Source organism: Shewanella carassii, assembly GCF_002777975.1.
Classification (GTDB): domain Bacteria; phylum Pseudomonadota; class Gammaproteobacteria; order Enterobacterales; family Shewanellaceae; genus Shewanella; species Shewanella carassii.
Genome location: NZ_NGVS01000031.1, coordinates 1 through 14568 on the forward strand (window position 1 = coordinate 1; position 14568 = coordinate 14568).

Sequence of the window (14568 nt, forward strand, 5' to 3'; positions counted from 1 at the left end):
CACTTTGTGGAAAGCTGATATCAGCCAGGTGGCGTCGATAGGCCTCGGTCCAGTTTTGCCGACCAGTGCAGGGATGACCATGACGCAGCAGAAAGGATTTCAGCCGTTGCCGTGCCTGGCGCAAATCGAGCATGGCATCTTCCCGGCAGCGGATAAGGTCGCGGATAGCTTCATCCCGCTCATCCGGAACATAAATAGAGTGCAAATCGCCGCTACGCGCTAACCTGGCCAATGTCATGGCATCGCGTTTATCGGTTTTGACCCGGTCGCCCGGAGCTTTGGGGATGAGTGCCGGCGCTACCACCCAGCATTCAATGCCACGGCGCAACAGATGACGATAGAGCCAGAAGCCACAGGGACCAGCCTCATAGATAACACATAGCTTGCTGGTCTTGGCTGTTTGATTCTTAATGAGTTTATCGAATGAACGCAGGTTGGTTGGGATTGTGCCATGGTAATGCACGGTCTCAGCAGACTTATCAGAAACCCAGGCCACGTCAGTGGTCTCCTTGTGTACGTCCAACCCGATAAAAAGTGTGTTAGCTTTAGACATGTCGGCCTNTGAAAATTCTCCTGAAGCCGTTGTTAGCTCTAAGTAAAGGTATTAGATAGTGAAAGATACAATGCTCAAATTAGCGTACTTTACGCAGCATATAACTTTGAATAAAAATGATTACGAATACATAGGGGAAGACGAGCTTAGCGTTGTCTTTCGCTACAATAATAGTGTCCTTTGCCGCCCCTATATTTATTTTCGACCAATAAATATGAGTGGTTCTTTTTTGAACGAACGTGAATTTATAGAGACCATATTCGAATGCTACGAGGGGCATGTTGCAATTGTCTCTCAAACTTTTACCGAGCTTGAAGACAGATTTCAGGTAGTTACACGCTATTGTATGGTTCTTGACGATAGCAATAATGGTGAATTTTCGGGATGTGAGTTTACTTATACGCAAGATAGCGACAACATTTTTAAGTACCAAGTCGAAAACTCCATAACGCCTGAAAATGAATGTTGTACACCTTTGAACCCTCTTAAGCTCTCCGTAAATGGAACGCTAGAGTGTGAGGTTGTGGAAGAACCGTTAGTAGGTTCTGTTCTCTGCCCATCGAAAAGATAGCGAAAAGATAGGACGCCGAAAAGATAGGACAGCCATATCTTTTTGCAGCCTAGACTAGGTATTTGAAATACCGATCAAAGCTCAGTCGAGGTTGGTTATGACCACTGCCCGTCGCCAGTTGATAGATGCTGAAAGTACGCCCTTTTACCACGTGATTAACCGTTGCGTGAGAAGGGCATTTTTGTGTGGTGAAGATGCACTGTCGGGGCGCAGTTACCAGCATAGACGTGGCTGGATAGTGGATAAAATCAGGCAGTTGTTTGCGCTTATGCGGTCATGAGTAATCACTACCATTTGGTGCTGGCATCCAAATTCATCCACGGATAAGGTCTGCTCGCCATCCTTGGCTCACGCCCATAGCCCATTCGCCGCTGGCTACTTTGTTTGCGCTAACAGGCTCTCAGCAACATCCAAGGGGAACAGCGCAATTCTGTAAGTCTAAATTCGTGAGTTTAGGATGTGCGTCTATCTCCTCGGTGCAGGTTCGCCGATACGACTGCTCGGCTTAAAGTCTGGAAACTGCTGCTATACGTAGCAGATTAGCTAAAGATCTGGGTGTGTATAACCCAGTCTCATACTTGGCGAGATAATCGTCGGCAAGCTTCACTCTTAGTGTTAGTTTCAATACAGCTTAAAAAAGACTAGGATCCAGTGGCTTGTCAGGTTTTTTAACCTTTGTTTCCGCGGAATTTGGCTGTCTTGCGCCGCCGCGCAGCAAGGTTAACTGGTGGCCGACAAGCGAGGATGATATCCTTTTTGCTCAGGAATTAGAGTTTTTACTCTAGGGGTGTAGATGAAATTGACCAAATTTGCCTGGTTGCTGTTGTGGCCGCTGGCGGCTCAGCCTGCGTTTGCCGCAGACTATAGTTTTGCCTCGGCCTGGCAACAGTTGCTGGAGGTGAGCGACAAGCTGGCGGCCGAAGGCCAGGAAGTCAGCCGCGCCGAGGCGCAGCAAGAGGCCGGGCGCGACCTTAATCTGCCATCGCTCAACATCAACGGCAGCTATACCAGGTTGGAAAAACCGATAGAGCTGGATCTGCGTGATCTCAATCCACTCGCCTCTATGGATCCCGCCACTCTGCCACCGGCCATAGGTGGCATTATCGGCTCGCTTCCCGGCTCCATGTTTGTGACTCCTTTTACCGAGCAGGATGTGTTCCGAGCCAGCTTACAGGCGATGTGGCCGATTTATACCGGTGGCCAGATCTCTGCCGCTCAAGGCATTCAGGCGGCTCAGGTCGCTGAGAAGAAGCAGCAACTGGAGTTGGCGCGGCGTGAGCTGTTTACCACACTGGTAGACAGATACTATGCCGTCACTGTGACCCAGGCTTTGGTGCAGACCCAGGCTCAGCTGGTGGCATCGCTGGAAAAGCATTACAGCCACGCTGAAAAACTGGAACAACAGGGGCAGATCGCCAGAGTCGAGCGCCTCAATGCCCAGGTGGCACTGGATCAGGCCAAGGTCGACCTCGGCAGTGCCAAACGCCGCCATGAGATGGCGCTGATAGCCCTGTCTCGCCTGCTGCACCAGACTGATATCGCCACCAAGTCACCGCTGTTTATGGCGCCAAACTCCCCTTCATTGCCGCAATTGACCGAGCTGACGCTGAAGCAGCATCCAGCCTTGCGCTTGCTGGAAGCGAAAGAGACCCAGGCTCAGGGCCTGGTCGATATGGAAAAGGGAAAATACTTCCCCACGGTTTTCCTCTACGGTAACTACACCCTCTATGAAGACGACAGCCTGTTTTCCAAGGTCGAACCCGACTGGATGGTAGGCGTCGGGGTCAAGGTGCCGCTGTTGTCTCGTGATGGTCGCAGTGGCAAGGTGCAGGCGGCCAAGAGCGCCCTGCTGCAGGCCAGATACACCAAGGCACAAACCCGTCAGGATCTCAGCCTGTTGGTGGATCAAAGCTATCGCCAACTGCTGCAGGCCGAAGAGGAGGTCAATGCCTTGAACAGTTCTCTGGCGCTGGCAGAGGAAAACCTCAAGCTGCGGGAACTGGCTTTCAATCAAGGGCTGTCTACCTCCATCGACAGGGTGGATGCCGAGCTCAAACTCAGTGCCGTACGCACCAAGCAGTTGGCGGCTCAATATCGTTATGTTCAGGCCTATGCCCGCTTGATGGCGGTCAGTGGCCAGTTGGATGAATTTATCGGACGCAGTGACAAGCAGGAGATACAGGATGCGGGTTAATCCTTTAGTGGCCATAGTGGCCCTGGTAACCATAGTGGCGGCGCTGGTATATGGGCTGATCCTGGCTTACTCCCCCAAGCCACAGCTGTTGCAGGGGCAGATAGAGGCCAGGGAATACAATGTGTCTTCCAAGGTGCCGGGCCGGGTGGAACAGGTGTTGGTGCGCCGCGGAGACAGTGTCAGTGAAGGGGATCTGCTGTTTGCCATCGACAGCCCCGAGCTCAATGCCAAACTGATGCAGGCCGAGGGTGGCCGTGATGCCGCCAAGGCGATGCAGCAGGAAGCCGACAGCGGTGCCCGTAAGCAGCAGGTGGCCGCCTCCCGCGAGCAGTGGCTCAAGGCCAAGGCCGCCAGTGAGCTGGCCAAGACTACCTTCGACCGGGTAGAAAACCTGTTCCGCGATGGCGTACTTGCCCGGCAAAAGCGTGATGAAGCCTTTACCCAATATCAGGCCGCCAAGTATACCGAGCAGGCCGCCTATGCCATGTATCAAATGACCGAAGAGGGCGCCCGGGAAGAAACCAAGGCCGCCGCGGCCGGTAATGCCCGTATGGCCGAAGGCGCGGTGAAAGAGGTCAGTGCCATACTCGCCGACAGCCAGATGCGCGCGCCCAAGGGCGGTGAAATCACTGAGGTGCTGTTGCAGGTGGGCGAGCTGGCACCCAGTGGCTTTCCTGTGGTCAGTTTGGTGGATATGACAGATGCCTGGGCCGTGTTTCAGGTGCGTGAGGATCAGCTCAAGCAGTTCAAGAAGGGCGAGCGTATGACCCTGACACTGCCGGCGCTGCAACGCAGTGTCGAGTTTGAGGTCAGCCACATCAGTGTGCTGGGCGACTTCGCCACTTGGCGGGCGACCGAGAGTGGCCACGACTTTGATATGCGTACCTTTGAAGTGGAGCTCAGGCCGCTGGAGCCGGTGGCCGATCTGCGAGTGGGCATGTCAGTATTACTTGAAAAGTCTTGATTATGAAGAAGTTGCTTCGGCGAGAGTGGCAGGCTGTCTGGCGCGATCCCTGGCAGCTGGCACTGATAAGCTATCTGCCGCTTATCGGTGTGCTCTGTCTTTGGTGGTTGTTCTCCGCCGGGTTGCCCAGGCAGTTGCCGGTGGCGCTGGTGGATCAGGATAACTCCAGCCTCAGTCGTGAGCTTGGGCGTCATCTTGAGGCTAATCCTGTCACCGCCCTCAGGCGCTATCTAGCGCTGGACGAGGCGGTCGAGGCGATGCGCCGCGGTGAGGTCTATGCCTTGGTCATCTTGCCCTATGGCCTGAAACAGGAACTGCTGACCGGGCACACTCCCACCATAGATTTACGTTACAACGGCCAGTTTTTGCTGGTGGGCAAGCTGCTGGCCAGTCAGTTGCAACTGACCCTAGCCGATGGTTTGCAGCAGGTGGCCAGGCTCAAGCAACTAGCGGCCGGTGTCAATCCGTCCCAGGTTGAGGTGCGTCTCAGCCCTGTGAGCACCCAAACTACGGCGCTGTTCAACCGCAATAACAACTATGTCGGCTTCCTGGTGCCGCCAGTGCTGATAGCTTTGTGGCAGTTATTTGCCATGCTGGCCTTTGCCGGCAGTCTCAACCGTGAGCTGCGCCAAGATACTCTGGGCGAATGCTTCCGCCTGGGTATGCCCTCCGTGCTTTTGAGTAAGTTTATGGTCAACGGCGCCTTTATGCTGCTACACGGCGGCTTTATTTTGGTGTTGCTGTATCAGCTGCTGGGGCTGCCGATTGCCGGGCAACTCCTGTGGCTGCTGCCGATGCAACTCTTGATGTTGATGGGCGTTTGGCTCTGGGTGCAGGGGATTTTCTTTATGCTGGCCGACTGCGCCAGGGTGATCAGCTTTTGCACCGCGCTGTTTGCACCCGCCTTTGCCTTTATGGGCATTACCTTCCCGACCGGAGAAATGCCGCTGCTGGCGCAGTGGTGGCGTCTGTTGATGCCATCAAGCCACTATATAGAGTCGCATGTGGCGTTGGTGAGCTATGGCGCCGGGCCAGCCAGCTTGCTGCCTCAGGCGCTGGGTTATCTCGGCTTTCTGCTGCTGTTGATCCCCAGCTGGTTCTTCGCCCGTCGTTATGCCAGGGTGCTGCAGTCGCAGTTGCCGCTTGAGGAGAGGTTATGACAGCCAAGTCCCTTTCGTTATGGCAGTTGATCTGGTTGGATTTACGCGCCTTGGTGCGTGACAAGGCGATCTCTTTGACCCTGTTTGGCGGTGTGCTCTTCTATGCCGTGCTCTATCCCTTGCCCTATCTGCATCAAGTACCCACAGAGCAGCAGTTGGTGGTGGTGGATCACGATAACTCTTCGCTGTCACGGCGGCTTATCCGTCACGCCGATGCCAGTGCCCGTATTCAGGTTGTCGGCCGGGTCGGCTCCATCGACGAAGCCAAGGCCTGGATCACCGATGGCCGCGCCCATGGTTTATTGGTGATCCCGTTTGATTTTCGCCGCGATCTGTTGCTGGGACGGGGCGCGACCTTGAGCTTCGGCGGTGATGCCAGTTACTTCCTGATCTATTCCGCTGTGGTAGAAGGTTTGGTGAGTGCCGGTATGGATGCCGGCAAGCAAATCCAGCTCAAGGGACTATTGGCCTCGGGCCAGAGCCCTGAGGCCGCAGCCCAGAGTCTGGCGCCGATTAAACTCAATGCCGTGCCCGCGTTTAATAAAGGTTTGGGTTATACCCCCTATGTGGTGCCAGGCTTGTTTCTGCTGATTTTGCACCAGACCTTACTAATAGGCGCAGGCATACTCGGCGCCGGGCAATGGCGTCAGCCGGGCTATTGGAACCGGGTCAGCCCTTTGATGCTGGTCAGTGCGCGGGTGTTGGCCTTCAGTCTGCTCTATTGTTTGTTCAGTGCGCTCTATATTGGCTGGTGTTACTACGCCTATCAGGTGAGTCTACAGGCGAGTCTGGGGCAGGTGTTGTTGCTGATGTTGCCTTTTCTACTGACCACGGCCAGCGCCGGGGTAGCGCTCAGTTGCCTGTTTGTGCGGCGCGAGTTGCCGACCCAGGTGATACTCTTGGTTTCTATGCCTATTCTGTTTGTCAGCGGCTTTGTCTGGCCCTTGGCACTGATCCCTGAGCCCTTGGTGTGGCTATCGCAGGTGATCCCGGCGGTACCGGCGATTATGGGAATGTTGCAGTTGAATCAGATGGGAGCCGAGTGGGCAGCCATAGCCCCCAAATGGTTACAGTTGTGGGGGCTATTGTTGCTGTTCTTCCCTCTGGCGGTTTGGGGCGTTAGTTGGCGTCGGCGTCAGCTGCCAGCAGCGGCGCACTGACCCGCTTCAGCACCCCACTGGCTTTGGCTAGTACCAGCCCGTAGTTGGTGATGGCAACACCGCGGCGGCGACATTCGAGAATGCGCCGCTGCATCTCTGCCCGACCCAACATACAGGCGCCACAATGGACTACCAGTTTGTAGCGTTCCAAATCGGCCGGAAAGTCATGGCCGGCACAGACGCTGAACTGCAACTGCTTGCCGGTCAATTTGCCGATGGCCGCCGGGATCTTCACTCTACCTATATCTTCATCCTGCACCTCATGGCTACAGGCTTCGGCGATCAATACCCGATCGCCATCCTCAAGCCTTTCGAGCATCTCGGCGCCTTGCAGCTGGGCCGGTAGATCGCCCTTGGCCCGGGCAAACAGGGTGGAGAAGGTGGTCAGCGGAATGCTGTCGGGTACCTGAGCGGCCACTTGTCTCACCGCCTGGGCATCGGTCACTACCAGTGCCGGTGGCGTGGGCATGGCGGCCAAGGCTGTGGCCAGCTCAGACTCACGGCAGATGCTGGCGATGGCACCGTTATCCAGCGCTTCTCTGAGAACCTGCACCTGAGGCAAAATCAATCTGCCCTTGGGGGCGGCTGAATCTATCGGGGCGACCAGCAGCAGCTGCTCTCCGGTGCGGTAACAGTCGGCGGCCAGCACGGGATCGCGGCGAAAATCGGCCGGTACCAGTTGAACCAGCTGCTCGACCAAGTCTTCCCGGTGTTTTGCCTCTTGGGTCGACAGGCATAAGAATTTGATGCCTTGGTCGTTGAGCCAGTGTTGATGCTCTGCGGGCAACGGCGCCAGATCTTGCTTGTTCGCTACCACCAGGATCGGCAGCTGCCAGCTTTGCAGCAGCAACAGCCAGTCGCGGTCAAACTCATCCAACCCCTGTTCATCCAGCACATAGACGGCGATATCGGCCTGTTGCAACGCCCGGCGACTGGCGGCTATTCGCTGAAGCCCCAGGGCGCCGGTATCGTCCAGTCCGGCGGTATCTATCAGGGTAGCGGGGCCGACCGGATGCAGCTCAAAGGGCTTGCGCACCGCATCTGTAGTGGTGCCCTTGGTCTCAGAGACTATGGCACTCTGTTGGTTGGATAAGTAATTGAGAAGGGAGGATTTCCCGGCGTTGCGACGACCACACAATACTATGTGCAGTCTGACTCCGCGGGGGGCTGCATTGGGGGCCGAATTACACATTAATTTGTCTCCTGGCGTTGCCTCTGTCCGCAGAGCAATGCAAGCCGCGGGCTTTGAGGCTGAGTCTGATATCGGCGAGACGCTGTTCCAGCGGGCAGCCGGAGGCATTCTTGCCGGGGTAAATAAGGTATTTACTGCTGTCTTTCTGTGGCGTGAACGAGGGCATAAGCACATTGCAGCCGCGACTCAGGGAGTCGAGCCTAGCGCCGCTTTGCAGGGCATCCAGGGCGCTGGTGGCCGGTATGTTGGCGCCGGGGTTAAGTAATCTGAGTATGGCGCAGGCTCGCTGGCACTCGAGCACATTGCCGTTGGCCGTGTTTGCCAGCGGGGTTTGTGGATGACTGACGAAGGGACCGACCGCCAACATCTCCAGTTCCATGGCTGAGAGCGCCAACAGGGCGTCAGCCAGGGCATCGCTCTTGCTGCCCGGCAGGCCACAGATAATGCCGCTACCTGTCTCATATCCCAGGCTCTTGAGGGTTTCCAGTAGCCTTAGGCGTTTGTCCAGCACTCTTCCCGGACGCAGGCGGCTATAGAGCTCGGCATCCAGAGTTTCCAGTTTCAACAGATAGCGATCGGCGCCGGCTTCGCGCCAGAGCGCCAGTTCACTGTGGCTGCGTTCACCCAAAGATAGCGTGATGGCCAACTGGCTTTGCTGTTTGATAGTGCTGAGGATGCGGCTTATGCCATCCTGGCGAAAGCGGCTGTCTTCCCCGGATTGCAGCACCAGGGTGCCGATGCCGGCTTTATCTACTTTGAGGGCCGAGTCGATGATTTCCTGGTGGCTGAGCCGGTAACGCTCAATGTCGCGATTGGCGGCTCTCAGGCCACAGTAGTGACAGTCGCAGCGGCAATAACTGGAAAACTCCACTATGCCTCTGAGCCAGATCTCCTGACCGAAGTATTGACGCTTGACCTCATCGGCACGGGCAAATAGCCACTCATCGGCCTCTCCTGCCAATAACGCCTTGATTTCCAATCTTCCGAGATTCTCTGCCGGCTTCATGCTTGGACTCCCGCCTGTTTCAGCACTTGTGCCAGCTCATCGGCGTAGCGATATAACGCCTGTTGCCAGGGTGTGGCAGCGACCTTGGTGCGGCCTTGCATCCGTTGCCATAGGCCCGCCGGTGGCAGCCCCAGCTCGCGGCTGTCCAACTTGAGCCACAATCCCAAAGGCGCCAGATGTGGGCTATGGGCATAGTGGCCGACAAACAGTTGATCATCGAGCAGCAGCAAAGGCGCGCTGGCGGCCAGCTTACTGCTGACTGCCGTCACCTGCTCGGGCCAGGAGGCGGCGAGTTGCTTGCTCCAATGCTGAGACACCCGGTATTCCTCGAGGATTTCCGCCTCGGTGGACTCTGGACGCAACATTTTGCCAAACGCCAGCCCGGCTTCGCTTTGTAACTCTTGTGTCACTATCAATAGCTGCGACAGCTGACTGCTTTGCAGTCTTTGTCGCAGCAGCTGATCTATCGCCCCTTCACTGAAATTGGCATAGTGGCCGGCATGCAGGGCCACTCGCCGGGCGCGGCTCAGTGCCGACTTCAGCTGTTGTTTTGGCAGCCCGGCATAGAGTCGACAACCGGGTGCCAGTACCAGGGTACGACCTTTCACAGATAGATATCCCTCTCGCCTGCATCGGTGCGCGTGAGGCAAGCCTCGATATTGCGTCTTCTGGCGGGACTGAGTTTATCCAGCTCGGCGGCTATCAAGGCTTCGCCGGCTTCACGGGTCTGCTCACTAGCGTAGTCGTTGAGGTATTCCTTGAAGGTGATCAAGGCGTTGGGTTGACAAAACTTGCCGATAAACTGCTGCTTGGCCAGGCCGATAAAGTGATCGCCGGTACGGCCCTTACGGTAACAGCCGGTGCAGAATGAGGGGATGGAATGGCTATGCTTGACCAGATCCAATACCACTTCATCCATGCTGCGGTGATCGCCCAGGCTAAATTGGGCCGCATCGTCTTCCTGATTGTAGCCACCTGGGGTGGTCCGAGAGCCGGCACTGATCTGTGAAACCCCCAGGCTCAGGAGTTCACGTCTGAGTTCGGCACTTTCGCGGGTGCTCATAATCAGCCCTGTGTAGGGTACTGCCAGGCGGGTAATGGCCACTAGGCGTTTGAAGGTGGCGTCATCGACCGCATAGGGAGGCCGCTCCGACAGGCTGGAGCCATCGGCGGGCTCAATCCGCGGGAAGGAGATGGTATGTGGACCTACGCCACAATCCTGCTCCAGTTGCTGTACATGGGCGAGCATGGCCAGCAGTTCGAACCTGTGGTCATAGAGACCAAACAGCACGCCAATGCCCACATCGTCGATACCGGCTTCCATGGCTCTGTGCATGGCGTAGAGACGATAGAGGAAGTCCTTCTTGCGGCCCTTGAGGTGTACCTGTTCGTAGGTCGTTCTGTGGTAGCTTTCCTGAAAACATTGATAGGTGCCTATGGCGGCCGTCTTCAGCAGCTTGAAGTCTTCTGTGTCCATGGGGGCGCAGTTGACATTGATGCGGCGGATCTCACCGCCTTTGCCTTTGCGCACGCTGTACATGGTCTTGATGGAGTCGACTATGGCGCGGGCGTTATTGCGCGGGTGCTCACCGTAGACCGCCAGGATCCGTTTGTGGCCCATCTCTTCCAGGGTTTCCACTTCGGCGATCAGCTCCTGCTCGCTCAGAGTCTTGCGTGGCAGCTCATGGTTGTCGGCGCTGAAGCCGCAATAGCTGCAGGCGTTAGCGCAATAGTTGGAAACATACAGGGGAGCGAACAGTACAATGCGATTGCCATAGATGGCATCTTTGATGCCACGGGCAACGGCAAACAGCTCTTCGTCTACAGTGGCGTCCTGGTTTTGCAGTAAAACCGCTACTTCCTCCAGAGTCAGCCCCTGCAAACGGCGGGCTTTTTCCAACACCTGACGCACGGCTTCTTTGTCGGGTTGTTGATTATTGTTGAGCAACGACCAGATGGCGTCATCATCAATAAAATTCACTGTGGGGTTATAGTCTTTGACTTGAATCGTCTCGGCATGGCCCGATACAAGCGGGTCTGATATCAAAGGGCCTGACATCTGTGGCTCTCCTGTGAAAAAAGGAGCGCAGTCAAACTGCGCTCCCTGAATTTAAAGAAGGGGAGGGTTACTCGGCGTGCTTGGTAGAGACCGGAACGACCTCCTCCTGTACCCATAGTGGCGTGTATTCGGCGGCGTCGTGATAAGGCACTTTACCGTGCAGCATCATCGCCTTGAAATCGTCGAAGCGGTAAACCGCCAGGAACAGGTGAATAGGCAAAAATGCTGTCAGCAGCAGGCCACAACCCAGGTGGATCATGCCCAGCAACCAAGCGGTATCACGTGGGATTGCATAGGGAACCAGCCACAGCGCCAGACCTGTGATAATCAGTGCAGTACCGCCGAGCAGAACGCAAACCCCGAACAGTTTCTGTCCAGAGTTGTACTTGCGCATAGGAGGCACGGCAACCTTCTTACCCAGCAAAAACTTCTGTGGGTAGCCACCGAGTACCTTGAACCAACCGACATCGTTGCCACCGAAGGTGAATACTCTGTTGGTGAACAGCACGACACGGTCGAATGCCATCAGGGTGAAGGCCACCGCATCCAGTGACATGATGACACCGGCGACAATATGAATGTCATAGGTCAGCCCCATGGCGCTGTCGCTCAAGGGTTTAAAGAACAACAACAGCCCGGTAGCCGCCAGTGGTAGGAAGCTCAGCAGCAAGATGTAGTGGAACACCCGAACATTCAGCGGGTGCTTGAGAATGGGACGATTGTCCTGATGCATAGCCGGCTCCTTAGGATTTCAGTTTAGTGCGATCGACAAAATGGGTGTGCAGCAACTCGTGCGACAGATGCCCCAAGGGTTCACCGCCAAATTCGCTGTAATAGCGGGCAATGGCTGGGTTGGCGTGGCTGACGCGGTACTTGGCAATGGCATCATCCAGATAAAGTGCATCGGCACGCGCCTTGATGTATTCGTTGCGCTTTGCGATACGGCTGCTGAGCCAACCTACAGGCAACGCCAGTACGGTCAGAATGGCTGCGCCCACGGCCATGAAGCGACGCCGTGACAGCAGAAAACCATCTTCGGTAAATTGATACTTGTCTGTCATGAGCAACTCCTTACAGTTGAGCAACCCAGGATGTTCCTGAGCCGTTGATCGGTTGACCGCCACCGTTGACGCAACCACCGGCGCAGTTCATCACTTCGATAAAGTGGTAGGGTGAAGTGCCGGCCATAATCTGATCCAGCAATGGACGGATATTACGGCCCATGTCATGTACCACGGCGACCTTCAGTTGCACGTCTTGCTGCAGCTGTTTGTCATGAATGGTGAGTTCGGCTTCCTTGACGCCTTCCAGACCGCGTACCGGAGTCAGCTCCAGTTTGGCCAGTTCTTCGCCTGTGAGTACCTTGTGTGCGGTACGTACAGCGGCTTCCATCACGCCACCTGTGTTACCGAAAATGGTGCCAGCCCCTGTGTATTGGGAAAACAGGCTATCACCCTTGTATTCGGCCACATCGGGTAGGTTGATGTTGAGGCGCTTGAGCAGTTCGGCCATCTCGCGGGTGGTCAGTACCACATCGATATCGGCGTAAGGTGCGGCATCGTTGCCATGTTGTTGGTGGAATTGCCAGGCTGATTTGAACTCTGGACGTGATGCTTCGAGTTTTTTCGAAGTACAAGGCATAACCGCCACAGTGAAGATCTTTTCCGGAGCCATATCGTAGACTTTAGCGCCATACGTTTTGGCGACAGTACCGGCCATCTGTTGTGGCGACTTGGCGGTAGAAAGATGTGGCAACAGGTTGGGATATTCGATTTCCAGGAAGCGAACCCAGCCAGGGCAGCAGGAGGTGAATTGTGGCAGCTTGCCGGCATCGGGTTCCTGACGCAAATTGGCGTGCAGTCTGTGAATGAACTCAGAACCCTCTTCCATAATGGTCAAGTCAGCGGCGAAGTTACAGTCGAAAATTTTAAATCCCGCTTGGTGCATGGCGCCATAGAGTTTATTGGTCAGCAGTTGCCCCTTGGGCAGATTGAAGGCTTCACCTATGGCAACCCGTACTGCTGGAGCCAGAATGCCGACCACTTCAGTGTTGGGATCCTGGAGCTTGGTTAATACTGTATCCAAGGCACTCTGGGTTTCATGAATGGCACCGAACGGACAGTTGATCAAACACTGGCCGCAGCTCAGGCAACGCTCTTCATCAATCTTATGGGGGGCACCGGATGCGCCCTCAATAGCATGAGTGGGACAAAATTGTTTACAGGCGTCACACCCTTTGCATTTGAGCGCATCTATCTGGATCAGTCCGCGGATCTCTCCTGGCTGATAGCTGGTTGCTGTCATGGCAATGCGTTCCTTGTTATCTGAGAATGTTCTTATTTTCTAATTGCTTAAGTATTGTTCGTGCCCTGTGAAAGGGCGAAGGCATTATAGGGAATGATGGCAAGCTATCTGTGATCCACAGCAAATCAACCTGGAGATTTCACAAGTTTTTATATGAAATATGATGAAATTTGCCGGTGATCCGGTGAAGTGGGACTTTTTGACTTAGTGATGTTTTTTTGATGAGTTTGAACGGCTTGAAGAGGAATAACACGGAAAATTGGTTATTTACAGCGTTCGAACGTTAGAAGTAGAGGTTTTCGACACTTTTGCCGTCAACCAGGATTTCGCACTTGTCGCCATTGCTGGATTTTGAGGATTGCACCGCGCTGGCAATAATGCCAAAGGCACCACCTTGGCTGCCGAGTACGGAGCCGAAGTAGCACTTGCCGTCGATCTCCATCTCTTTATAACGGCCACCCAGGTTTTGGGTTGGGGTATATGGAGGGAAGGTGCCGCGCATTATGGGATCACCGTTGACTGTCAGTTCCAGTTTCTTCTTGTCGGAAAAATAGCGTCCACCGAGCTTCAGCGTTTGGCCTTTCACTTCGACAGTTTTTTCCTGGGCTATGATGGGTTGTGGGGTTGAGCTACAGCCTGCCAGCAGTGCGCCGGTACAAGCCAGTGAGGCAAGAGTCAATTTACGCATTAATCCGTCCTTTATTGGATGCGATATCTATGGGGTATTACTTTTCCGTGTTATCCGCGCCGGATTATAACGTCTTGGCAACAAAAAACGCCAGCATCAGGGCCGGCGTTTTTTATGGTATGGCAGACTGAATCAGCCTTCCAGTTCGCTGCGCAAATACTTGAACAGTTCGGCAGAGGACTTGGACTGAGGCCCCTTGGTCAGCTCCTTATTGGCCTGACGCACCAGTTGCCTGAGTTTTTGCCTGTCCAGTTGCGGGTGTTCTTCCAGCAGGGATTGCACTTCGGCATCGCCACCATTGAGCAAACGGTCACGCAACTTCTCAAATACTTGAGCCTTGGCGGCTGCTTCATTGTTCTTGTTCAGCACCCGCTCTAGTGAGGTTTGAATCGCCTCAAGATCTTCGTTGCGCATCAGCTTGCCGATAAACTGCAACTGACGACGGAAGGCCTCGGTATTGGGCTTGATGTTCTTGGTTTGCATGATGGCATCAAACAGGGACTCACCCAGCTCAATTTTGGCCAACTGACTCTTGCTCAGCGCTGCCAGCTGCTTGCCCAGATCCTGAGCCTCTTCACTGTCGCGTTTGAGCGAGGTCTTGCTGATATAGTCCTCGTCCTCATCATAAGGCTGTTTAAAATGCTCTGAATCGCCAACTATTTTCATAAAGTCTTTCCTCTGATACTGGCGCTGATTGTAGCATCCCCCTTGGCGCTT

The 14568-nt window shown here is 55.0% G+C and carries 15 protein-coding genes and 1 pseudogene; 6 read left to right on the forward strand and 10 right to left on the reverse strand.

Going from position 1 to position 14568, the window contains the following annotated elements:
- A partial coding sequence (locus CBE72_RS14780) for an IS110 family transposase (RefSeq protein ID WP_167387684.1) occupies nucleotides 1-496 on the reverse strand: 496 nt, incomplete at its 3' end.
- A 115-nt stretch (nucleotides 497-611) separates the two neighbouring features.
- On the opposite strand from CBE72_RS14780, the gene CBE72_RS14785 reads away from it, so the two are divergent.
- The 6 genes and pseudogenes from CBE72_RS14785 (at nucleotide 612) to CBE72_RS14810 (ending at nucleotide 6602) form a co-directional block, all read left to right on the forward strand.
- A complete protein-coding gene (locus CBE72_RS14785; RefSeq protein WP_198552062.1) occupies nucleotides 612-1124 on the forward strand; it encodes a hypothetical protein in 513 nt (170 codons plus the stop codon).
- Nucleotides 1125-1221: 97 nt separating this feature from the next.
- Nucleotides 1222-1427 (forward strand): annotated as a pseudogene (locus tag CBE72_RS14790) (alpha-amylase family glycosyl hydrolase); the annotation flags it as partial.
- A gap of 490 nt (nucleotides 1428-1917) precedes the next feature.
- Entirely contained in the window at nucleotides 1918-3318 is a 1401-nt protein-coding gene (locus tag CBE72_RS14795) for a TolC family protein (protein WP_100144573.1), read from the forward strand.
- Nucleotides 3308-4282, forward strand: coding sequence for an HlyD family secretion protein (locus tag CBE72_RS14800; protein ID WP_028781331.1), 975 nt, complete (start codon nucleotides 3308-3310; stop codon nucleotides 4280-4282). Before CBE72_RS14795 ends, CBE72_RS14800 begins: the two co-directional genes overlap by 11 nt.
- 2 nt (nucleotides 4283-4284) lie before the next feature.
- Complete coding sequence (locus CBE72_RS14805; protein WP_100144575.1) at nucleotides 4285-5442, forward strand: ABC transporter permease; 1158 nt, start codon at nucleotides 4285-4287, stop codon at nucleotides 5440-5442.
- Nucleotides 5439-6602: an ABC transporter permease gene (locus CBE72_RS14810; RefSeq protein WP_100144577.1), complete on the forward strand. Its 1164-nt coding sequence runs from the start codon at nucleotides 5439-5441 to the stop codon at nucleotides 6600-6602. The genes CBE72_RS14805 and CBE72_RS14810 overlap by 4 nt, the downstream gene beginning before the upstream one ends.
- Here the strand turns inward: CBE72_RS14810 and hydF are convergent.
- The 9 genes from hydF to yjgA form a co-directional block, all read right to left on the reverse strand.
- Nucleotides 6562-7794, reverse strand: a complete 1233-nt coding sequence (gene hydF / locus CBE72_RS14815; protein ID WP_100144579.1) for a [FeFe] hydrogenase H-cluster maturation GTPase HydF — start codon at nucleotides 7792-7794, stop codon at nucleotides 6562-6564. The two genes, CBE72_RS14810 and hydF, sit on opposite strands and share 41 nt — an antisense overlap.
- Nucleotides 7787-8800, reverse strand: a complete 1014-nt coding sequence (gene hydE, locus CBE72_RS14820) for a [FeFe] hydrogenase H-cluster radical SAM maturase HydE (RefSeq protein WP_100144581.1) — start codon at nucleotides 8798-8800, stop codon at nucleotides 7787-7789. The genes hydF and hydE overlap by 8 nt, the downstream gene beginning before the upstream one ends.
- A complete protein-coding gene (locus CBE72_RS14825) occupies nucleotides 8797-9408 on the reverse strand; it encodes a hypothetical protein (RefSeq protein WP_100144583.1) in 612 nt (203 codons plus the stop codon). The genes hydE and CBE72_RS14825 overlap by 4 nt, the downstream gene beginning before the upstream one ends.
- Entirely contained in the window at nucleotides 9405-10859 is a 1455-nt protein-coding gene (gene hydG, locus CBE72_RS14830) for a [FeFe] hydrogenase H-cluster radical SAM maturase HydG (RefSeq protein ID WP_100144585.1), read from the reverse strand. The genes CBE72_RS14825 and hydG overlap by 4 nt, the downstream gene beginning before the upstream one ends.
- A gap of 67 nt (nucleotides 10860-10926) precedes the next feature.
- On the reverse strand, nucleotides 10927-11592 hold the full coding sequence (locus tag CBE72_RS14835; RefSeq protein ID WP_100144587.1) for a cytochrome b/b6 domain-containing protein: 666 nt from the start codon (nucleotides 11590-11592) through the stop codon (nucleotides 10927-10929).
- Nucleotides 11593-11602: 10 nt separating this feature from the next.
- Nucleotides 11603-11920, reverse strand: coding sequence for an iron hydrogenase small subunit (locus CBE72_RS14840; protein WP_100144589.1), 318 nt, complete (start codon nucleotides 11918-11920; stop codon nucleotides 11603-11605).
- 10 nt (nucleotides 11921-11930) lie between these two features.
- On the reverse strand, nucleotides 11931-13163 hold the full coding sequence (locus tag CBE72_RS14845; protein WP_100144591.1) for a [FeFe] hydrogenase, group A: 1233 nt from the start codon (nucleotides 13161-13163) through the stop codon (nucleotides 11931-11933).
- A 283-nt stretch (nucleotides 13164-13446) separates the two neighbouring features.
- Nucleotides 13447-13851, reverse strand: a complete 405-nt coding sequence (locus tag CBE72_RS14850; protein ID WP_071238680.1) for a putative periplasmic lipoprotein — start codon at nucleotides 13849-13851, stop codon at nucleotides 13447-13449.
- Between the two features lie 132 nt (nucleotides 13852-13983).
- Entirely contained in the window at nucleotides 13984-14517 is a 534-nt protein-coding gene (gene yjgA / locus CBE72_RS14855; RefSeq protein WP_100144593.1) for a ribosome biogenesis factor YjgA, read from the reverse strand.
- Nucleotides 14518-14568: the final 51 nt, after the last annotated feature.